12 protein-coding genes, 2 tRNA genes and 2 rRNA genes are annotated in these 20,777 nt (G+C 66.2%); 10 read left to right on the top strand and 6 right to left on the bottom strand.

Annotated elements, in window-relative coordinates; genetic code table 11:
• Window positions 1–9 precede the first annotated feature (9 nt).
• The 5 genes from AB3X07_RS02725 (at window position 10) to AB3X07_RS02745 (ending at window position 5,952) form a co-directional block, all read left to right on the top strand.
• A tRNA-Ala gene (locus tag AB3X07_RS02725) sits at window positions 10–85 on the top strand.
• 14 nt (window positions 86–99) lie between these two features.
• Window positions 100–176 (top strand) — tRNA-Ile (locus tag AB3X07_RS02730).
• 223 nt (window positions 177–399) lie between these two features.
• Window positions 400–3,279, top strand: a 23S ribosomal RNA gene (locus AB3X07_RS02735).
• Window positions 3,280–3,431: 152 nt separating this feature from the next.
• Window positions 3,432–3,546: ribosomal RNA gene (rrf, locus tag AB3X07_RS02740) — 5S ribosomal RNA — on the top strand.
• Between the two features lie 1,338 nt (window positions 3,547–4,884).
• Complete coding sequence (locus AB3X07_RS02745) at window positions 4,885–5,952, top strand: NAD(P)-dependent alcohol dehydrogenase (protein ID WP_369942531.1); 1,068 nt, start codon at window positions 4,885–4,887, stop codon at window positions 5,950–5,952.
• Between the two features lie 347 nt (window positions 5,953–6,299).
• On the opposite strand, the gene AB3X07_RS02750 is transcribed toward AB3X07_RS02745, so the two are convergent.
• Window positions 6,300–8,036 carry a M28 family metallopeptidase gene (locus tag AB3X07_RS02750; protein WP_369942533.1) on the bottom strand — a complete coding sequence of 579 codons (1,737 nt, stop codon included), beginning with the start codon at window positions 8,034–8,036 and terminating at the stop codon, window positions 6,300–6,302.
• An 85-nt stretch (window positions 8,037–8,121) separates the two neighbouring features.
• A complete protein-coding gene (locus AB3X07_RS02755) occupies window positions 8,122–8,784 on the bottom strand; it encodes a hypothetical protein (RefSeq protein ID WP_369942535.1) in 663 nt (220 codons plus the stop codon).
• Between the two features lie 138 nt (window positions 8,785–8,922).
• Here AB3X07_RS02755 and AB3X07_RS02760 point away from each other — a divergent pair, with 138 nt between their 5' ends.
• The gene (locus tag AB3X07_RS02760; RefSeq protein ID WP_369944630.1) at window positions 8,923–10,197 is read left to right on the top strand and encodes a murein hydrolase activator EnvC; all 1,275 of its coding nucleotides are present in this window, start codon (window positions 8,923–8,925) and stop codon (window positions 10,195–10,197) included.
• 124 nt (window positions 10,198–10,321) lie between these two features.
• A complete protein-coding gene (locus tag AB3X07_RS02765) occupies window positions 10,322–11,851 on the top strand; it encodes a S41 family peptidase (protein ID WP_369942537.1) in 1,530 nt (509 codons plus the stop codon).
• 61 nt (window positions 11,852–11,912) lie between these two features.
• Here the strand turns inward: AB3X07_RS02765 and AB3X07_RS02770 are convergent, their stop codons facing one another.
• From AB3X07_RS02770 to AB3X07_RS02780, 3 genes are read right to left on the bottom strand one after another with little or no spacing between them, the layout of a single operon-like run.
• A complete protein-coding gene (locus tag AB3X07_RS02770; RefSeq protein WP_369942539.1) occupies window positions 11,913–12,902 on the bottom strand; it encodes a D-2-hydroxyacid dehydrogenase family protein in 990 nt (329 codons plus the stop codon).
• Between the two features lie 4 nt (window positions 12,903–12,906).
• Complete coding sequence (locus tag AB3X07_RS02775; RefSeq protein WP_369942541.1) at window positions 12,907–13,227, bottom strand: DUF1820 family protein; 321 nt, start codon at window positions 13,225–13,227, stop codon at window positions 12,907–12,909.
• Between the two features lie 36 nt (window positions 13,228–13,263).
• Window positions 13,264–13,956, bottom strand: coding sequence for a rhomboid family intramembrane serine protease (locus tag AB3X07_RS02780; protein WP_369942543.1), 693 nt, complete (start codon window positions 13,954–13,956; stop codon window positions 13,264–13,266).
• A gap of 234 nt (window positions 13,957–14,190) precedes the next feature.
• Between AB3X07_RS02780 and AB3X07_RS02785 the strand changes: the two genes are divergently transcribed.
• A complete protein-coding gene (locus tag AB3X07_RS02785) occupies window positions 14,191–15,531 on the top strand; it encodes an outer membrane protein transport protein (protein ID WP_369942545.1) in 1,341 nt (446 codons plus the stop codon).
• Window positions 15,532–15,828: 297 nt separating this feature from the next.
• On the opposite strand, the gene putA is transcribed toward AB3X07_RS02785, so the two are convergent.
• A complete protein-coding gene (gene putA, locus AB3X07_RS02790; protein ID WP_369944631.1) occupies window positions 15,829–19,014 on the bottom strand; it encodes a bifunctional proline dehydrogenase/L-glutamate gamma-semialdehyde dehydrogenase PutA in 3,186 nt (1,061 codons plus the stop codon).
• 272 nt (window positions 19,015–19,286) lie between these two features.
• On the opposite strand from putA, the gene AB3X07_RS02795 reads away from it, so the two are divergent.
• Both AB3X07_RS02795 and coxB read left to right on the top strand, forming a co-directional pair.
• A complete protein-coding gene (locus AB3X07_RS02795; protein WP_369942547.1) occupies window positions 19,287–19,763 on the top strand; it encodes a DUF2244 domain-containing protein in 477 nt (158 codons plus the stop codon).
• A 20-nt stretch (window positions 19,764–19,783) separates the two neighbouring features.
• The gene (coxB, locus tag AB3X07_RS02800; RefSeq protein WP_369942549.1) at window positions 19,784–20,767 is read left to right on the top strand and encodes a cytochrome c oxidase subunit II; all 984 of its coding nucleotides are present in this window, start codon (window positions 19,784–19,786) and stop codon (window positions 20,765–20,767) included.
• Window positions 20,768–20,777 lie beyond the last annotated feature (10 nt).

Here is a 20,777-nt window from a genome sequence, read left to right on the forward strand (position 1 = left end):
CGAAATACCGGGGCCATAGCTCAGCTGGGAGAGCACCTGCTTTGCAAGCAGGGGGTCGTCGGTTCGATCCCGACTGGCTCCACCACTGACGAAGACTTTGGGTCTGTAGCTCAGGTGGTTAGAGCGCACCCCTGATAAGGGTGAGGTCGGTGGTTCGAGTCCTCCCAGACCCACCACTCTGAATGTATTGCACACTAAGAATTTATAACGTCCAGCACTGAGGCTGGCGCGTGTTCTTTTAAAATTTGTGATGTAGCGAGCGTTTGAGAACAAACTTCTCGACGTGTCGTTGTGGCTAAGGCGGGGACCTCGAGTCCCTAGAAATTGAGTCGTTATAGTTCGCGTCCGGGCTTTGTACCCCCGGGCTGAATATGACCTTGAGGCAACTTGAGGTTATATGGTCAAGCGAATAAGCGCACACGGTGGATGCCTTGGCGGTCAGAGGCGATGAAGGACGTGGCAGCCTGCGAAAAGTGTCGGGGAGCTGGCAACAAGCTTTGATCCGGCAATGTCCGAATGGGGAAACCCACTGCTTCGGCAGTATCCTGCAGTGAATACATAGCTGCTGGAAGCGAACCCGGTGAACTGAAATATCTAAGTAACCGGAGGAAAAGAAATCAACCGAGATTCCCTAAGTAGTGACGAGCGAACGGGGACTAGCCCTTAAGCTGGTATGGTTTTAGAAAAACAACCTGGAAAGGTTGGCCATAGAAGGTGATAGCCCTGTATTTGAAAGGGCCATACCAGTGAAGACGAGTAGGGCGGGGCACGTGAAACCCTGTCTGAACATGGGGGGACCATCCTCCAAGGCTAAATACTCCTGACCGACCGATAGTGAACCAGTACCGTGAGGGAAAGGCGAAAAGAACCCCGGAGAGGGGAGTGAAATAGATCCTGAAACCGTGTGCGTACAAGCAGTAGGAGCTCGCAAGAGTGACTGCGTACCTTTTGTATAATGGGTCAGCGACTTACTGTTCGTGGCAAGCTTAACCGTATAGGGGAGGCGAAGGGAAACCGAGTCTGATAAGGGCGCATAGTCGCGGGCAGTAGACCCGAAACCGGGTGATCTAGTCATGCCCAGGGTGAAGGTCAGGTAACACTGACTGGAGGCCCGAACCCACTCCCGTTGCAAAGGTAGGGGATGAGGTGTGATTAGGAGTGAAAAGCTAATCGAACCCGGAGATAGCTGGTTCTCCTCGAAAGCTATTTAGGTAGCGCCTCATATGTATCCTCTCGGGGGTAGAGCACTGTTATGGCTAGGGGGTCATCGCGACTTACCAAACCATTGCAAACTCCGAATACCGAGACGGACTGTATGGGAGACACACGGCGGGTGCTAACGTCCGTCGTGAAAAGGGAAACAACCCAGACCCACAGCTAAGGTCCCAAATTCACTGCTAAGTGGAAAACGATGTGGAAAGGCATAGACAGCCAGGAGGTTGGCTTAGAAGCAGCCACCCTTTAAAGAAAGCGTAATAGCTCACTGGTCGAGTCGGTCTGCGCGGAAGATTTAACGGGGCTAAGCAGTGAACCGAAGCTTGGGGTGCATCGCGATAAGCGATGCGCGGTAGAGGAGCGTTCCGTAAGCCTGCGAAGGTGGATTGAGAAGTCCGCTGGAGGTATCGGAAGTGCGAATGCTGACATGAGTAACGACAATGCGGGTGAAAAACCCGCACGCCGAAAGCCCAAGGTTTCCTTGCGCAACGTTAATCGGCGCAGGGTGAGTCGGCCCCTAAGGCGAGGGCGAAAGCCGTAGTCGATGGGAAGCAGGTTAATATTCCTGCACCTCGCGTAAGTGCGATGGAGGGACGGAGAAGGTTAGGTGTACCGGGCGTTGGTTGTCCCGGGGAAAGGCGGTAGGTTTGGATCTTTGGCAAATCCGGGATCCTTTAAGACCGAGCACCGAGACGAGTCTTTTAGACGAAGTCACTGATACCACGCTTCCAGGAAAAGCTCCTAAGCTTCAGCTTACGCAGACCGTACCGTAAACCGACACAGGTGGGTAGGATGAGAATTCTCAGGCGCTTGAGAGAACTCGGGTGAAGGAACTAGGCAACATGGCACCGTAACTTCGGGAGAAGGTGCACCCTTTTTGGTGGCTCGTGCGAGCTATAGCTGAAGAGGGTCGCAGAAACCAGGCCGCTGCGACTGTTTATCAAAAACACAGCACTCTGCAAACACGAAAGTGGACGTATAGGGTGTGACGCCTGCCCGGTGCTGGAAGGTTAATTGATGGGGTCAGCCGCAAGGCGAAGCTCTTGATCGAAGCCCCAGTAAACGGCGGCCGTAACTATAACGGTCCTAAGGTAGCGAAATTCCTTGTCGGGTAAGTTCCGACCTGCACGAATGGCGTAACGACAGCGGCGCTGTCTCCACCCGAGACTCAGTGAAATTGAAATCGCTGTGAAGATGCAGCGTTCCCGTGGCAAGACGGAAAGACCCCGTGAACCTTTACTATAGCTTTACACTGAACGTTGAGTTCGTCTGTGTAGGATAGGTGGGAGGCTATGAAACTGTGGCGCTAGCTGCAGTGGAGCCATCCTTGAAATACCACCCTGTCGTGCTTGACGTTCTAACCTAGGTCCGTAATCCGGATCGGGGACCGTGTATGGTGGGTAGTTTGACTGGGGCGGTCTCCTCCTAAAGAGTAACGGAGGAGCACGAAGGTACGCTCAGCGCGGTCGGACATCGCGCACTGTGTGCAAAGGCATAAGCGTGCTTGACTGCAAGATCGACGGATCAAGCAGGTACGAAAGTAGGTCTTAGTGATCCGGTGGTTCTGTATGGAAGGGCCATCGCTCAACGGATAAAAGGTACTCCGGGGATAACAGGCTGATACCGCCCAAGAGTTCATATCGACGGCGGTGTTTGGCACCTCGATGTCGGCTCATCACATCCTGGGGCTGTAGTCGGTCCCAAGGGTATGGCTGTTCGCCATTTAAAGTGGTACGCGAGCTGGGTTCAGAACGTCGTGAGACAGTTCGGTCCCTATCTGCCATGGGCGTTGGAGATTTGAGAGGGGCTGCTCCTAGTACGAGAGGACCGGAGTGGACGAACCTCTGGTGTTCCGGTTGTCACGCCAGTGGCATTGCCGGGTAGCTATGTTCGGAAGCGATAACCGCTGAAAGCATCTAAGCGGGAAGCGCGCCTCAAGATGAGATCTCCCGGGACACAAGTCCCCTTAAGGAACCATGTAGACTACGTGGTTGATAGGTCAGGTGTGTAAGTGCAGCAATGCATTGAGCTAACTGATACTAATGATCCGTGCGGCTTGACCATATAACCTCAAGATGCTTCCTCATAAGCATCCCTTAGCGCGACAACACGTCGATCGCTCTCACTCGCTCGCTACATCACACCCCATGAGAGGCTGGCGCCTGCCGTCCTCGGTCCAACAACCGAGAACCGCATGGCGACACTCCAACCGTCTCCCTGGTGAAATTAGCGCTGTGGAACCACCCGATCCCATCCCGAACTCGGAAGTGAAACGCAGCTGCGCCGATGGTAGTGTGGCTCAAGCCATGCGAGAGTAGGTCATCGCCAGGGGCTTTACCCCAAATCCCCGTCCGATAGGACGGGGATTTTTTATTGCGTCGGAAAAAGCCAAATGCCGCGCTGGCCGCTGCGGCAAAAGCGCTTGCCTGACGCTTGGCCGCGCCTGTTGAACGCCCGCGCCCCGCGCATGCGGATGCCGCAACGGCGTGCAAGGACATCGTGGAAGGACACCGAGGAGCTCAGTGACAGGCGGATGGCCTGAGGAATGGCTTGCCGCAGCCGCCCTGGCCCTGGGATACGGCGAAGATCCTGTCCTGCAGCGCCCATCCGGTTGCGATCAACCCTGTCCCAGCGCCGCCGCAGCGGGCAACGTCTCGCGTGCGGCCAGGCGCCAACCACGTCGGCGCCCGATCGCACAGCCCAGCCGCGAGCTAACGTCGCGACCGCAGCGCGTCCGATAGCAGGACCATCCCAACCGCGGGCAAAGGGCATTGGCGATCGGGTCGCGGCCGCAAGGCGTCCGCCCGGCCGTAAGCCCGCTGCGCCCAGCGCGCAGCGGGCCGACGACTCGGCTGCGCTACTGCGCTACCTCAATCGTTCTGCGCGCTGACTACTCGGCCGTCCGTCGGACCTGAAGCAGCGCTGCTGGGGAGAACCGGACAATACGCGCCCGTTGTGTGCTCAAGTGCCGCGGGGGAAGCGGTGAGCGAACGCCAGCTATATGTGGACGCGTTCTTGCAGCGGCACTGGATCCACCGTGCCTAGCATGCCGCCAACGGTCAAATCGCAGCGTGTGGCTGTACCGCGACCGCATGGCTTGCGCTACCGCGGCCCGGCCGGTGGCAGGCTGACTCTAACCAGCAGGGCTGCGTCCGATCGCCGGGTTGTTGCGCTAGCAGTCTCAGGCTGGATCTAAGGCCACAGCGAGCACCAGTGGCATCCAACCCTGCGCAACTGCCGTCCGCTGATCGCGAGACCGGCTTCGTCATTCTCCAATGCTGAATAGTCGGTAGTGCATCCAAGGCGGCCGGAATACGCGAGAGCGACGTGCTCGCGAGTGCGACTGTCATTGCATGGACTCTCTCCGCGCTTCTCTATGCCGCGCCTCCCATTGATGCTGCTGGCCGTCCGCAGGTGTGGTTCGCCAATGAATTTTCGTTGCCGCCCACGCCATCAGTGAAGCACCTACGTTCAGCTGGACACCTGTCCCAGTCCACAATTAAGCGCCTCGCCGCGCATTGAAGCGAGCGCATCGCACCGTTCCATAGGGCGATGCGCCTCTTTCATGCTATGCCGCTTAGACTTTTCTCGACTCCGACGCCCGCGCGGGCATCTATTGACTGCTCCGCGCATTGTTTTTTGGCCCCTTTCCCCCACGAGGTCTTTCCCATGAGCCAAGCCAATGGATATGCCGCTCAGGCATCCGATCAGCCGCTGACCCCCTTCACCTTCGAGCGCCGCGCGCTCGGCGCGCACGATGTCAGCATCGAGATCCTCTACTGTGGTGTCTGCCACTCGGATCTGCACACCGCCCGCAACGAGTGGCACAACACCCAGTACCCGTCGGTGCCGGGTCACGAGATCGTCGGCCGCGTCACCGCCGTGGGCGACCAGGTCGGCGCCTTCAAGGTCGGCGACCTGGCAGGTGTCGGCTGTATGGTCGACAGCTGCCGGCACTGCGCTTCCTGCACCGATGGCGAGGAGCAGTACTGCGAGAGCGGCTTCGTCGGCACCTACAACGGTCCGATGTTCGGCGGCGAGAATACCTATGGCGGCTACTCCGACCACATCGTGGTCGACGAGAAGTATGTCCTGCATATCCGCCACGATGCCGAACAGTTGGCGGCGGTGGCGCCGCTGCTCTGCGCCGGCATCACCACCTATTCGCCGCTGAATCACTGGAAGGTCGGCCCGGGCAAGAAGGTCGGCATCGTCGGTCTGGGTGGGCTCGGCCACATGGGCGTGAAGATCGCGCACGCGATGGGCGCGCACGTGGTGCTGTTCACCACCTCGGCGAACAAGCGGGACGACGCGCTGCGCCTGGGCGCCGACGAGGTGGTGGTGTCCAAGCGGCAGGAAGAGATGGCCGCGCATGCCAACAGCTTCGATTTCATTCTCAACACCGTCGCCGCATCGCACGACCTGGATGCGTTCCTGACCCTGCTCAAGCGCGATGGCGCGATGACGCTGGTCGGTGCGCCGGCCGAGCCGCATCCGTCGCCGACCGTGTTCAACCTGATCATGAAACGTCGCCAGCTCGCCGGGTCGTTGATCGGCGGTATCCGCGAGACGCAGGAGATGCTCGATTTCTGCGCCAAGCATGGGATCGTGTCCGACATCGAGACGATCGAGATGGCGCAGATCAATGAGGCCTATGAGCGCATGCTCAAGGGCGACGTGAAGTACCGCTTCGTCATCGACATGGCCAATCTGGGCAAGGTCGCGCAAGCCGCCTGACGGAAGCGCCGGTCGGTTGTGCATGGATGCGGCCAGCCAGCCGCATGTGTATGCAATGCGGGCGCCTGGACATGGAGACATGTCCAGGCGTTTTCTTTTTCTGGGGAAGCTCTCGCGAACGTGGGGCTTCCTGGCTTGTTGCGTGGCGAGAGCGTTGATGACTATGGCCGCCATGGATCGAGGAGGCGTGGCGGCCTGTCGCGGCTGAAGCCGCTCCTACAGGAGCGGGCATCCGGGCGTGAGGCGGTCTCGTGGTTTGAGCGCCAAAAACGGGAACGGCGCCGAAGCGCCGTTGCCAGGAACTGAAGCAGCGCCGGGCTACCGGCGCGCCTGCGATCGAAAGCCGATCATTTGCCGGGTGTAGCCGGCGCCGGCGGCTGGGCCGCGCCGCCCATCATCTTGTCGCGCGCCGCCTTGAACGGGTTGTCGGCGTACCAGTTCGGCCACGCGCTACCCGCCGCCAGTTCCTTGCCCACGCCATAGACGGCCTGCAGGTCGTCCATCACGCCGTCGAGTTTCCAGGTAGCGGGATCGTACTGGTCGGCCGGGGTGTGGTAGCGGTGCTTGCCGTAGTCGTCCGACGCGCGCTTGCCGGCCTCGATGCCGCCATCGACCAGGTCTTCGCCGCCATCGATGTACAGCGCCGGCACGCCGGCCTTGGCGAAGTTGAAGTGATCGGAGCGGAAATAGAATCCGCCCTGCGGCGAGGACTCGGCGTGCAGGACGCGGCCTTGCGCGGCGGCGATGGGCTTGAGCATGTCCTCCAGTTCGGAGCTGCCGAAGCCGTTGACCACCAAATCCTTGGCGCGGCCGGCGACGGGCATGGCGTCGAGGTTGATGACGCCGGCGATCTTGTTCAACGGGAAGGTTGGGTGGGCGACGTAGTACTTGGATCCCAGCAGGCCCGATTCCTCCAGCGTCACCGCCAGGAACACCACCGAGCGTTCCGGGCGCGGCTGCTGGTGCGCGAACGCATCGGCGATCTCGAGGATGCCGGCCACGCCGGTCGCGTTGTCCACCGCGCCGTTGTAGATGTTGTCGCCGGTTTCGTCCTCGTGCTTGCCCAGGTGGTCCCAGTGCGCCATGTACAGCACCGCTTCGTCGGCACGGCCGGCGCCGGGCAGTACGCCGACCACGTTGCGCGATTTCTTCTCGGCGATCGTGCTCTTCAGGTCCACCGACAGCTTGGCCTTCAGCGGCACCGGCTTGAAGCCGCGCTTGCTCGCGTCCTTGTAGGCCTGGTCCAGGTCCAGGCCGGCATCGGCGAACAATTGCTTGGCGGCCTGCGCGGTGATCCAGCCTTGCGCCGGGATGCGCGGTTCCGGGTCGTCCTTGGCCGGCAGGTCGTACTGCGCGCCGGACCAGGAATTCTTCACCACGTCCCAGCCGTAGCTGGCGCCGGGGGTGTCGTGCACGATCAGCGCGGCGACCGCGCCCTTGCGCGCGGCTTCCTCGAACTTGTAGGTCCAGCGCCCGTAGTAGGTCATGCGCTTGCCTTCGAACAGCGTGCCGTCCTCGGTGTGGAAGCCCGGATCGTTGACGAACATCACCACGGTCTTGCCCTTCCAATCCTGGTCGGCGTAGTCGTTCCACTTCTGCTCCGGTGCATCGACGCCGTAGCCGACGAACACCATGTCGCTGCCGTCGATCTTGACCTCGGTCTGGCCGGTACGCGTGCCGATCACCATGTCGGTGCCGAACTTGAGTTCGCGCGGCTTGCCGCCCTGTTCCAACTTCAGCACGGTGTTCGGATCGGCCGTGGTCTCGGTCATCGCCACGTCCTGGAACCAGCTGTCGCCGTTGCCCGGCTGCAGGCCGATGCGCTGCATCTGGTCGCGGATGTAGTTGACGGTCTTGTCCTCGCCGGCGGTGCCCGGGGCGCGGCCTTCGAACGCATCCGAGGACAGGGTCTTGACCAGTTCGCCGAAGTCGGCCGGGGTGATCTCGGGGGCGAAGGCGTGGGCCGCCGCGGCGACGGGAGCCGGCGGCGGCGCCACGGTCTCGGCGGCCGGGGCCGGCGTTTCGCGCTTGCAGGCCGTCAGCGCAGCGGCCGCGGCCAGGCACAGCACAAGCTTGCGGGACATGGGGGCTCCTGGACGGTGGGGAACCCCGATTCTATAGGCAAGTCCTGCGCGGATGACGCCGGCAATGGCGGCCGGCGTGGCTGGATCAGTTCTCGGGCGCGGTGTCGCCGTCGAAGGTCTGCGCGGTGGCGCCGCTGATCGGCCCGGTCTTGGCGCTGCGGTGCACGTACAGCGTCACGTCGCGCTCGAAATGCAGCGGCCCGTCGATCACCGCGCGCGGGCCGACGATGACGCGCGGCTTGCGCGCCGGCTTGAACGACATGCTGAAGCTGGGCTTGGTGACCTGGATGCCGCCGCTGATGTGCGAGTCGTGGCCGACGGTGATGTCGCCGTTGACCGTCTCGATGCTCCCTTGCAACTGCGTGGCGACCAGGCCGATGCTGCCGTTGACGGTCTCCACGCCGCTGCCGATGCGGCTGCCGCGGTCGACGAAGATGCCGCCGTTGACCGTCTCGATGGAACCGGCGATCTGCGCCTGTTCGCCGACGCGAATACCGCCGTTGACGGTGGACAGGCCTTTGCTCTGCACCTTGTCGGCGATCTTGATGCCGCCATTGACGGTTTCCACGCCGCCGACGGTCGCGCCCGACTCGATGGTGATGCCGCCGTTCACCGTTTCCAGGTCACCGTACTGCTTGCCGGACTCGGCGGTGATGCTGCCGTTGACCTTGCTGATGTCCTCGGCGGCCAGGGCGGGGCCGGCCATCAGGGCCAGCGCCAACAGGGCCGACAAATGCGTACGCTGCATGATCCACCTCCAGAGCGCCGGCCAATCGCGGCATCGATTCGTGGGGCGATCACAACACGCTTCGCTACAATCCGCCCCTGCCTGAAGTCATTGGACCCACCCGTGCCCGCAGCCGTCTTCGCTCCGTCGCGTCCCGCCTTGCCTGCGGCGGCAGCATGGCGTCTGTCCGGCTGGTGGCGCGCCGCGCTTTGCCGGCTGGCGGCGACGGCGCTGCTGCTGGTCGCGGCGCAGGCGCTGGCGCAGAACCCGCGCGAGGCAGAGCGCCGCCTGGAGAAGGTGCGCGGCGAGCTGAAGAGCGTGGCCGAAGAGCGCAGGGCGCTGGAAGGCAAACGCGGCGACGCCGCGCGCCAGTTGCGCGAGGCCGACGAAAAGGTCGCCGTCACCGGGCGCAGCCTGGCGCAGACCCAGCAGGCGTTGCGCCAGCACCAGCAGACCCTGGCGGAACTGGAGCGCAAGCGCGACACAGTGCGCGCAGGCCTGACGCGGCAGCGCGCCGAACTGGCGCAATTGCTGCGCGCGGCCTACGCGATCGGCGGCAATGCGCCATTGAAGCTGCTGCTGGCGCAGGACCGCGTGGCCGACGCCAATCGCCTGCTGGCCTATCATCGCTATCTGCAGCGCGAGCGCGCACAGCGGATCGCCACGCTGACCCAGGAGCTGCAGGCGCTGGAGCAGGTCCAGCGCGACGTGGCGGCGCAGCGGGAACAATTGAGCGCCGCGCAGCGCCAGCAGCAGGAACAGGCGGCGGCCCTGCAGCGCGACCGCAAGCAGCGCGCCAGCCTGGTCTCGGAACTGGACCAGCGCTACCAGGACCGCAGCGAACGCGAGAAGGCGCTGGGCCAGGACGCCAAGGCGCTGGAGACGCTGCTGGCCAATCTGCGCGCGGCTGCTGCGCGCGCCGAGGCCGAGCGCCGCGCCGCCGCCAAGCGCGCCGCGGCCGAACAGGCGGCGCAGGCCAAGGCCGCGGCGAAGTCGCCGCGCGGCGGCGGCAAGGTGCCGCCCAAGGCGGTCGCCTCGGCGCCGCCGCTGAAGGTCGGCGGCCTGGGCTGGCCGCTGTCCGGCGACCTGATCGCGCGCTACGGCGGCAAGCTGCCGGACGGGCGCACCAGCAACGGGGTGCTGATCGCCGCCCCGGCCGGCAGCACGATCACCGCGGTCGCCGACGGCACCGTGGTGTTCTCCGACTGGATGACCGGCTACGGCATGATCCTGATCGTCGATCACGGCAACGGCTACATGAGCCTGTACGCCCACAACGACACGCTGCTGCGCGATCCCGGCGCGCAGGTCAAGCGCGGCGATGCGGTGGCCAAGGTCGGCAATTCCGGCGGCCAGGGCCGCCCGGCGCTGTATTTCGAATTGCGCCGCAACGGCCAGCCGGTGGATCCGTCGTCGTGGCTGCAGCGGCGCTAGGGCGCAGTGACACGCCCTAGTTCGAGCGGCGCTGCGCATTCAACGCGAATTTAGCCTGGCTTCGCGCATAATCCGGTGAACCGCGCCGTGGACGGCGCGGGTCGTCCCCCAATCGGAGTGCTTCATGCGCGTAGTCCTGTCCGCTGCCTTGTTGCTTGCTCTGGCGCCGTTGCCGTCGATGGCGCAGAGCGCCGGCGAGCAGACGCCCTCGGCCCCCGCGGCCAGTGCCGACGATCCGGATGCCACCGAGTCGGCCAGTTCGCGCGTGCCGCTGGACGAGATCCGCCGCTACGTGGCGGTGTACAACGCGGTGAAGGAAGCCTATGTCGATCCGGTCGACGACAAGAAACTCATGCAGTCGGCGATCCGCGGCCTGCTGCTGGACCTGGATCCGCACAGCACCTATTTCAGCAAGGAGGACGCCGAGGCGTTCGACGAGCAAGCCACCGGCGCCTACGACGGCATCGGCGTGGAGTTGCTGCAGCTGCCGGACAACACGCTCAAGGTGGTGTCGCCGATCGACGACACCCCGGCCGCGCGCGCCGGCGTGCGCTCGGGCGACATCATCGTCGCCATCGATGGCAAGCCGATCAGCGCGGTGAAGGCGATGGAGCCGTTGCGCGGCGACTCGGGCAGCAAGGTGGTGCTGACCATCGTGCGCGAGAAGGTGGACAAGCCGTTCGACGTGACCCTGGTCCGGCAGACCATCCGCGTGGCCAGCGTGCGCAGCCGCATGCTCGAACCCGGCTACGGCTACATCCGCATCAGCACCTTCCAGGCCGACACCGGCGCGGATTTCCACAAGCAACTGCAGCAGTTGCAGAGCCAGGCCGGCGGCAAGCTGCGCGGCCTGGTGCTGGATCTGCGCAGCAACCCCGGCGGCCTGCTGACCGCGGCGGTGCAGGTCGCCGACGACGTGCTCGACAAGGGCACCATCGTGACCACGCGCGGGCGCATCTCGGTCAGCGATTCCAAGTTCGATGCCACGCCCGGCGATCTGCTCAATGGCGCGCCGATGGTGGTGCTGGTCGATGCCGGATCGGCCAGCGCCTCGGAGGTGCTGGCCGGCGCGCTGCGCGACAACAAGCGCGCGCGCATCGTCGGCAGCCGCACCTTCGGCAAGGGTTCGGTGCAGACCGTATTGCCGCTGGACAACGGCGACTCGGTGAAGCTGACCACCGCGCGTTACTACACGCCCAGCGGCAAGTCGATCCAGGCCAGCGGCATCGTGCCGGACGTGGTGCTGCGTCCGGAGCAGAGCAAGGACGATGCGGACACGCCCGCGGTGCTGGCCGACTACAGCGAGGCGACGCTGCCCGGCCATCTGCATGGCGACGACGAAGGCGCCGAAGGCTACAGCGCCGGCGACGTGCTGCCCGGCGATGCGCCGATCGCGCAGGCGCTGGCCGAACTGAAGCATCCGGGCGCGGTGGCGAAGGCGGCGGCCGCGGCCAAGCCCGCCAAGTCCAAGGCCAAGGCGCCGGTGACGCCGGCTGCGGCGCAGAAGCCAGGCGTGCCCGCCGCCGCCAAACCGGTGCCGTCGAAGCCGGAGCCGGCCAGGACCGAGCCGAGCAAGGCAGAGCCGAGCAAGACGGAACCTACCAAGGCCGAGCCGGATAAGACCGAGCCCGCAGCGCCGGCCTCCGGTTCCTGAGCCGGCGCGTTGCCATCTCGTCGCGTGGGGCGGGGCGCCGCGATGGCGCCGCCCATGCGCCTCAATCTGGCCGCGACTCCAGCACCTCGGGATTGGCGAGGTGCAGCGGCGTGCCGGCGGCGAAAGCCAGCACGTTGTCGAAGGCGGCGCCGAAATACAGGTCGTAGCTGGCCTGTTCGACGTAGCCCAGGTGCGGCGTCGCCAGCACCCGCGGATGGCGCAGCAACGGATGCTGCGGGTCCAGCACCGGTTCGTGTTCGAACACATCCAGCGCGGCCTGCCCAGGACGTCCGGCGTCCAGCGCCGCCAGCAACGCGCCCGGGGCAATCAGCTCGGCGCGGCTGGTATTGACCAGCAACGCGTCCGGCTTCATCCGCAGCAGGTCGTCCAGCACGATCTGGTGGCGAGTGGCCGCGACCAGGCGCCGGTGTAGGCTGAGCACGTCGCTGTCGGCGAACAGGGCGGCGCGGCTGGCGGCGACGTCGAAGCCGTCGGCGCGCGCTTGCGCGCAGCTCTCCTCGCCGCCCCAGATCAGCACGCGCATGCCGAACGCGCGGCCGTAGGCGGCCACGCGGCGGCCGATCTTGCCGTAGCTCCAGAGACCCAGGGTCAGCCCGTCCAGGCTGCGGCCCAGGTGCGCATCGCCGGTGGCCTGCCAGTGGCCGCAGAGCAGCGCATCGCGATAGGCCGGCAGGCGTCGGCTGGCCGCCATCAGCAGGGCCCAGGTCAGTTCCGCCGGCGCGACCGGCGAGCCGACGCCCTCGGCGACGGCGACGCCGCGCGCGGTGCAGGCGGCAAGATCCAGGTGCGCGCCGATCCTGCCGGTCTGGCTGATCAGGCGCAGTTTCGGCAACTGCGCCAGCAGCGCGGCGTCGATGCGGGTGCGCTCGCGGATCAGCACCAGCGCCTCCGCCTCGGCGGCATGCCGGACCAGGGTCGCGGTGTCGGGTGCCGCCGCGGTCGACACCTGCACGCTGTGTCCCTGCAGTTTTCGAAAACACGGCAAATGCCGCACGGCATCCTGGTAGTCGCCGGCGATCAGGATGCGCATCGGTTCAGCGCGGCTTGCCCGGCATCGGGAACGGCGTGATCACCTTTTCGCCGGTGGCCGCGTCGCGGATCGCGGACTGGCCCTTCTTCTCCACTTCCTCGATGCGCACGATGCTCTGCATCGGCAGGTGCAGCATCTTGGTGTTGCCGAATTCCTCGTGCAGGCGTTCCTCGGTCGGATCGATGACCAGTCCGTCGTGCAGGTCGAACACCAGTGCGCCGATCTCGCTGAAGCCCCACAGGTGGCTGCTGCCCACATGCTGCGCGTACAGCTCGTACACCTTGCCGTGGTTGAGGAAGGTCACTTTGTACAGAGGCTTGGCCATGCGCGCAGTATAGGCGCCCGCGCCGCGGCGCAGCGCTCAGAAGCCCTTGCGCTTGCGCAGGCGCCGCGCGATCGCCGCGCGCACGTACAGGCCGTAGGCCATGCCCACGGCGAAGCCGGTCAGGTGCGCCGACCAGGCGACCATGCCGAACGCCGGGCCGATGTAGGCGAACACCACCTGCAGCGCCGCCCATAGGCCGATCAGCAGCGAGGCCGGCGCGCGCACGAACTCCAGGAACAGCCCCAGCGGCAGCACCACGCCGAGCTTGGCGCGCGGGAACAGCGCCAGGTAGGTGCCGATCAGCGCCGACACCGCGCCGCTGGCGCCGATGATGACCCGGTCCGGGGTGCCGATCGCGAACACCGCGGCCAGGTTGGAGATGGCGCCGCCGCCGAGGAACAGCAGCAGGAACCGCCACGGTCCGAGTACGCGCTCGGCCGGCAGCCCGAAGATCAGCAGGAACACCAGGTTGCCGAGCAGGTGCGACCAGTCCGCGTGCAGGAACAGCGCGGTGAACAGGCGCAGCACGCTGCCGTCGCGCACCGTCGCCAGCCAGTCGCCCGGGCTGGCGACGCCTGCCGACAGCGCGCCCCAGTCCAGCCACAGGGTCGCGCGCGCCTGGTTGGGACGGCTGATCGACCATAGGAAGGCGAGCCACATCGCCGCGAACAGAAGCGGGGTGGCCCAGCGCAGCGTGGTCCGGTCGCGGGAGGGGATGGAGACGAACATGCCTGTGTCGGGGGAACGCGGCTTGTAACGATACCGGCTTCATCCGGCTGAACGCACGCCCACTCCGCGTGAAGCTGAACAGACGATGTTGTTATTGTTAGGTTAACGCAGGCGGTTATACTGCATACGGCGTCGTATGTCGGGAGGGGAATCCGGCGCGTGTTTCCGGCTGGCTCGGCCGGGGATGCGCAGGCGCGTACACAGACATTTTCGTCTTCCGGAGATTGACAAGCCATGCAAAACGCAACCCAGTTCGTCCGCTTCACCGCCCTGGCCGTCGGCATCGTCGGCGCCCTGGCCATCGGCCAGGCGCACGGCGCCGCGTTCCAGCTCAAGGAAAACAGCGCCAAGGGCCTGGGCCGTGCGTTCGCCGGCTCCGGCAGCGCCCAGGGCGACGCCTCGATCATCGCCAACAACCCGGCCGGCATGCGCCAGCTCGACGGCAAGGTGTTCCAGGCCGACGTCAGCGCGATCCAGTTCTCGGCCAAGTACCAGGGCGACGGCGGCACCAATCTCAACGGCACGCCGATCTCCGGCGGCCGTGGCGGCGACGCGGGCATGATCGCGCCGGTCCCGGCGATGTACTTCCACTTGCCGTTCGGCGAGAACAACAACATGCACTTCGGCACCTCGCTGACCGTGCCGTTCGGCTTCAAGACCGAATACGACCGCGACTGGGTCGGCCGCTACAGCGGCGTCAAGACCGAGCTGCAGGCGATCGACCTGAACTTCGCCTTCTCCTACGACGTCAACCCGTACGTGTCCTTCGGCGCGTCCGTGTTCGCCGAGCGCCTGGACATCGACCTGACCAACGCGATCGACTTCGGCACCGTCCTGGCCTCGCGCCGCGTGCCGGGCTTCGCGCCGGGCAGCGCCGACGGCTTCTCGCGCATCAAGGGCGACAACACCGAGGTCGGCTTCACCCTCGGCGGCCTGTTCAGCATCGACGAGAACACCCACATCGGCTTCAGCTACCGCTCGCAGGTCGAACACAAGATCACCGGCGGCGACGCCAAGTTCGACGTGCCGGCCAATGCCGCCACCGTGCTGGGCATCGCCGCGCCGGGCACCTTCGTCGACACCAAGGGCCGCGCCACGGTCAAGCTGCCGGCCAGCGCCACCGCCAGCTTCACCCATAACATCAACGAGCAGTGGACGGTGATGGCCGACGTCACCCGCACCGCCTGGAGCAAGTTCGACAAGGTCACCGTCGACTTCGCCTCCAACCAGCCCGACAGCGTGCTGGACTTCTCGTACCGCGACACCACCTTCGTCTCGGTGGGCGCCGACTACCGCATGAGCGACACGCTGACCCTGCGCGGCGGCCTGGCCTACGACCAGACCCCGACCACGTATGAGCACCGCGACGTGCGCGTGCCGGACGCGAGCCGCAAGTGGGTCTCGCTGGGTCTGAGCTGGCGTCCGTCCGAGCAGGCCGAGTACAGCTTCGGCTATACCCACCTGTTCACCAGCGACCCGGCCGTGGACACCACCAGCGCCACCGGCAACCGTCTGGTCGGCGACTACGACGTGAGCGGCAACGTGCTGGCGGCCTCGGTCAACTACAAGTTCTGATCGAGCGCTTGCGCGACAGTCTCGCGGCGCAAGCCGCGAGCACGAAAAAGCCCCGCTTCGGCGGGGCTTTTTTTGTTGCGCGGCCTGGAATTCCGCAAAGCGGACGACTGCACTGTCGGAGAGCCGTGTGGCCTCTCGCGATACAGCATGCCTGTGCCTGGTGTCGTCGATACGCGGCCAACCTGCCGAACCATCGTGTAGGAGCGGCTTCAGCCGCGACAGGGCATTACCGGTAACGCCTGTCGCGGCTGAAGCCGCTCCTACAGAAAGGCCGGAGGGAGGAACCCTCGCGGCGGCTCAGTCGCCCAGGGTCAGCAGCGAGGCGTTGCCGCCGGCGGCGGTGGTGTTGACCGTCACCACCTTCTCGGTGGCGAAGCGCAGCAGGTAGTGCGGGCCGCCGGCCTTGGGGCCGGTGCCGGACAGGCCCTGGCCGCCGAACGGCTGCACGCCGACCACCGCGCCGATCTGGTTGCGGTTGACGTAGACGTTGCCCACCGCCACGCGCGAGGCGACGCGCTCGATGGTCTCGTCGATGCGCGAATGCACGCCCAGCGTCAGGCCGTAGCCGGTGGCGTTGATCTGCTCGATCACCGCGTCGAGCTGGTCGGCCTTCCAGCGGATCACGTGCAGTACCGGCCCGAAGATCTCGCGCTGCAGCTGCGCCAGCGACTGCAGTTCGTAGGCGCGCGGGGCGAAGAAGCTGCCGTGCGCGGTGGCATCGTCGCTGGCGGCGGCGGCGATCAGGCGCGCCTCGCGGTCCATGCGCGCGGCATGCTCGGTGAGGAGGTGCAGCGCGTCGGCGTCGATCACCGGGCCGACGTCGGTGGACAGCAGGCCCGGGTCGCCGATCTTCAGTTCGGCCATCGCGCCGGCCAGCATGGTCATCACCTTGTCGGCGATGTCGTCCTGCACGAACAGCACGCGCGCGGCCGAGCAGCGCTGGCCGGCGGAGATGAAGGCGCTGGAGATCGCGTCCTTCACCACCGCTTCGGGTAGCGACGAGGAATCGGCGATGAACGCGTTCTGGCCGCCGGTCTCGGCGATCAGCACGCCGATGGCGGCGTCGCGCGCGGCCATGGCGCGGTTGATCGCGCGGGCGGTCTCGGTGGAGCCGGTGAAGGCGACGCCGGCCACGCGCGGATCGCGGGTCAGCGCGGCGCCGACGGTGGCGCCGTCGCCGGGCAGGAACTGCACCGCCGCCGCGGGCACGCCAGCCTCGTGCAGCAGCTTCACCGCGGCATGGCCGACCAGGTTGGTCTGTTCGGCGGGCTTGGCGATGACGCTGTTGCCTGCGGCGAGCGCGGCCGCGACCTGGCCGAGGAAGATCGCCAGCGGGAAGTTCCACGGGCTGATGCACACGAACACGCCGCGGCCGTGCAACTGCAGTTCGTTGGACTCGCCGGTCGGCCCGGGCAGGCGCTCGGGCGCGCCGAACTGGGCGCGCGCCTGGCCGGCGTAGTAGCGCAGGAAATCCACCGCCTCGCGTACTTCGGCGACGCCGTCGGGCAGGGTCTTGCCGGCTTCCTTGACGCACAGCGCCATGAACTCGGGCATGCGCGCTTCCAGCAGGTCGGCGGCGTGCTCGAGGATGGTGGCGCGGCTGGCGGCCGGGGTGCGGTTCCAGGCCGGCTGCGCGGCCACCGCGTTGGCCAGCGCCTTCTCCACGGTGGCGGCGTCGGCCGGCTGCCAGTGGCCCACCACCTGGCGGCGATCGGCGGGATTGGTCACCGGCAGCGGCTCGCTGGCGATCACCGCGCCGGGCACCAGCGGCGCGGCCTGCCAGGGCTTGAGCGCGGCGTTGAGCTGGTCGGCCAGCGCGCGCAGGTCGTTGTCGTTGGCGAGGTTGGCGCCCATGGAATTCTTCCTGTTGTGGTTCTGGCTGCGCAGCAGGTCGGCCGGCAGCGGGATCTTGGGATGCGGGATGGAGGCGAACGCGGACACGGCCTCGACCGGGTCGCGGATCAGGTCCTCGATCGCCACGTCCTCGTCGGTGATGCGGTTGACGAAGCTGGAGTTGGCGCCGTTCTCCAGCAGACGCCGCACCAGGTACGGCAGCAGGTCCTCGTGCGAGCCGACCGGCGCGTACACGCGGCACGGCACGCCCAGGCGGTCGGCCGGGATCACCTCGGCATAGAGGTCGTCGCCCATGCCATGCAACTTCTGGTGTTCGTAGTCCTTGCCGCCGGCGATGGCGCGCACCGCGGCGATGGTCTGCGCGTTGTGGGTGGCGAACATCGGGTACAGCGCGTCGCTGTGCGCGAACATGCGCCGCGCGCAGGCCAGGTAGGACACGTCGGTGTTCTGCTTGCGGGTGAACACCGGGTAGCCCGGGTGGCCCTCGATCTGCGCGCGCTTGATCTCCGCGTCCCAGTAGGCGCCCTTGACCAGGCGCACCGGGATGCGGCGACCGACGCGGCGCGCCAGGTCGGCGAGGAAGTCGATCGTGTACGGCGTGCGCTTCTGGTACGCCTGCACCGCCAGGCCGTAGCCCTCCCAGCCCTCCAGCGACGGGTCGGAGAAGGTGGCCTCGATGATGTCCAGCGACAGTTCCAGGCGGTCGGCCTCTTCGGCGTCCACCGTGTAGCCGATGCCATAGGACTTGGCCAGTTGCGCCAGTTCCAGCACGCCCGGCACCAATTCGGCCATCACCCGCGTGCGCTTGGCGTGCTCGTAGCGCGGATACAATGCCGACAGCTTGATCGAGATGCTGGGCGCGGCGAACACGTCGCTGCCGAGGAACGATCCATTGGGGCCGCTGCGTCCGATCGCGTGGATCGCCTGGCGGTAGGCGTCGAGGTAGCGGTGCGCGTCCTTCATGGTCAGCGCGCCTTCGCCGAGCATGTCGAAGGAGTAGCGGTAGTTGGCGTTGTCGCCCTTCCTGGAGCGCGACAGCGCCTCGCCGATGGTCCGGCCCATCACGAACTGGTGGCCCATGATCTTCATCGCCTGGCGCACCGCCAGGCGGATCACCGGCTCGCCGACGCGGCCGATCAGGCGCTTGAACGCGCCAGCCACGTCGGCGCGGGTCAGGTCGTTGATCTGCACCAGCTTGCCGGTGAGCATCAGGCCCCAGGTCGAGGCGTTGACCAGCACCGAGTCGCTCTCGCCCATGTGCTTCTTCCAGTCCGCATCGCCGAGCTTGTCGCGGATCAGCTTGTCGGCGGTGTCCTGGTCGGGGATGCGCAGCAGCGCCTCGGCCACGCACATCAGCAGCACGCCTTCCTCGCTGCCCAGATCGTACTGGCGCATGAAGGCCTCGATCGCCCCCTGGTCCTTGGCGCGGGCGCGCACCCGGGTGACCAGGTCGGCGGCCAGCGCCTGCACCTTGGCCTGGTCGGCGGCGGGCAGGCGCGCCTGCTCGAGCAGCTCGCGTACGTGCTCGGCCTCGTCCTTCAGCCAGGCGGCGGTGATCGCCGCGCGCAGCGCATGCGGCGCGGTGGGCAGTTCGGGGGCAAGCAGCGGGGTGGGAGACGCGGACGGCATCGCCGGGGAGGAGCCGGCGCCAGACAGAGCGTTCATGCGGACAGGACCAGGAAGGAGACGCGCATTTTATGTCAGCGCCTGCTCGCGCAGCGCGTCGGCGACTGTGCGCGATCCCGCATGTCGCGGCGGATCTGAACGGCGCGCGCCACGATCTGGTTGCAATGCAGCATTTTTTGTGATGGTCCCACGCTTGCCGGCGCGCAGGCCCGGGGCTACCATCCAGGCGTTCCCCGCGGCTTGGACAGCGCGGCAGCCCGGAAGCGCGGTTCGACATGATCGAAATGTTTCCGTTGACGTCGGAGGGGCCGGGTACGCAGTTGCGGCTGCGACCGCCGCGGGCGCTCAGTGCCCGGCAATTCGTCGTGCTGTTCGCGGCACTGGCCGGGGCGATGTGGATGGTGGCGGTGATGGGGTGGTTCGCCGGCAACGTGTTCGCGCCTGCGTTCGCCCTGTTGCACAGCATCGTGGTGGCGCTCGCGCTGCGCTGGTCCTGGCGCAGCGGCGATCGCGAAGAGGACATCCGGGTGGGTCCGGGCTGCGTGGAAGTGACCCGCACGAATGCAGGAACGCCGGCGTTCCGCGCCCACCCGCATTGGGTGCGGTTGCGGATCGAAGGCGACGACAGGGTGGTGCTGGCGTCCAGCGGCAAGCAGGTTCGGGTCGGCGAGTTCCTCGGCCCGGACGAGCGTCGCGCGCTGGCGCAGACGCTGGAAGGCTTGCTGGCGGCCGCGACCGGCCGCAACCGATGACGCTCCAAGGGGTCTAGGCAATGAAGCAACGCGGCAGATGGAAGCAACAGGCGGTCAGGGGAGCGATGGCATTGGCGGCGGCGCTGGCCGCACCGATGGCATGGGCGCAGTCGGCCGACCCCAAGCCGTGGCAACTGAACATGGGCCGGGGCGTCACCCAGAGCGCGCGCAATGCCTACGACGCGCACATGGTCGCGTTGTGGGTGTGCGTGGTGATCGGCGTGCTGGTGTTCGGCGCGATGGCCTATGCGATCTTCAAGTTCCGCAAGTCCAAGGGCGCGGTCGCCGCGCAGTTCAGCCACAACACCAAGGCCGAGATCGTGTGGACGGTGATCCCGGTGCTGATCCTGATCGTGATGGCGTGGCCAGCCACGGCCAAGCTGATCGCGATGTACGACACCCGCGATGCCGAGATGACGGTCAAGGTCACCGGTTACCAGTGGATGTGGCGCTACGAATACCTGGGCGAGAACGTGGCGTTCACCAGCCGCCTGGCGCGTGATTCCGACCGCCTGCGCCAGAGCGGCCAGGTGCCGACCGTGGAAAGCAATCCGCACTACCTGCTCGACGTGGACAACCGGCTGGTGCTGCCGGTGAACACCAAGGTGCGCTTCGTGATCACCGCCGACGACGTGATCCATGCCTGGTGGGTGCCGGCCTTGGGCTGGAAGCAGGACGCCATCCCCGGAATCATCAATGAAGCCTGGACCAGCATCGACACGCCCGGTGTGTACCGCGGCCAGTGCGCGGAGCTGTGCGGCAAGGACCATGGCTTCATGCCGATCGTGGTCGAGGCGGTGAGCAAGGAGGACTTCCAGAAGTGGCTGGCATCGCGCAAGCCGGCGCCCGCCGCCGCGCCCGCCGCTGCGCCAGCGCCGGCATCTGCCGCGCCGGCCGCTGCGGATCAGCCCGCGCCCGAGGCCGCCGCGCCGGCCGCGCCGTCGCCGCAGGCCGCGCTGCCCCGTCTTCGTCCCGGCTCGCACCTGACCGTGCAAGCCGCCTGATCTCCTGCAT

Source organism: Xanthomonas sp. DAR 35659, from assembly GCF_041242975.1.
Classification (GTDB): Bacteria; Pseudomonadota; Gammaproteobacteria; order Xanthomonadales; family Xanthomonadaceae; genus Xanthomonas_A; species Xanthomonas_A medicagonis.

Bases quoted from the DNA above. Each gene is read 5' to 3' on its own strand.
- AB3X07_RS02745 (WP_369942531.1), top strand. From the start codon at position 4,885: ATGAGCCAAGCCAATGGATATGCCGCTCAGGCATCCGATCAGCCGCTG.
- AB3X07_RS02750 (WP_369942533.1), bottom strand. From the start codon at position 8,036: ATGTCCCGCAAGCTTGTGCTGTGCCTGGCCGCGGCCGCTGCGCTGACG.
- AB3X07_RS02755 (WP_369942535.1), bottom strand. From the start codon at position 8,784: ATGCAGCGTACGCATTTGTCGGCCCTGTTGGCGCTGGCCCTGATGGCC.
- AB3X07_RS02765 (WP_369942537.1), top strand. From the start codon at position 10,322: ATGCGCGTAGTCCTGTCCGCTGCCTTGTTGCTTGCTCTGGCGCCGTTG.
- AB3X07_RS02770 (WP_369942539.1), bottom strand. From the start codon at position 12,902: ATGCGCATCCTGATCGCCGGCGACTACCAGGATGCCGTGCGGCATTTG.
- AB3X07_RS02775 (WP_369942541.1), bottom strand. From the start codon at position 13,227: ATGGCCAAGCCTCTGTACAAAGTGACCTTCCTCAACCACGGCAAGGTG.
- AB3X07_RS02780 (WP_369942543.1), bottom strand. From the start codon at position 13,956: ATGTTCGTCTCCATCCCCTCCCGCGACCGGACCACGCTGCGCTGGGCC.
- AB3X07_RS02785 (WP_369942545.1), top strand. From the start codon at position 14,191: ATGCAAAACGCAACCCAGTTCGTCCGCTTCACCGCCCTGGCCGTCGGC.
- putA (WP_369944631.1), bottom strand. From the start codon at position 19,014: ATGCCGTCCGCGTCTCCCACCCCGCTGCTTGCCCCCGAACTGCCCACC.
- AB3X07_RS02795 (WP_369942547.1), top strand. From the start codon at position 19,287: ATGATCGAAATGTTTCCGTTGACGTCGGAGGGGCCGGGTACGCAGTTG.
- coxB (WP_369942549.1), top strand. From the start codon at position 19,784: ATGAAGCAACGCGGCAGATGGAAGCAACAGGCGGTCAGGGGAGCGATG.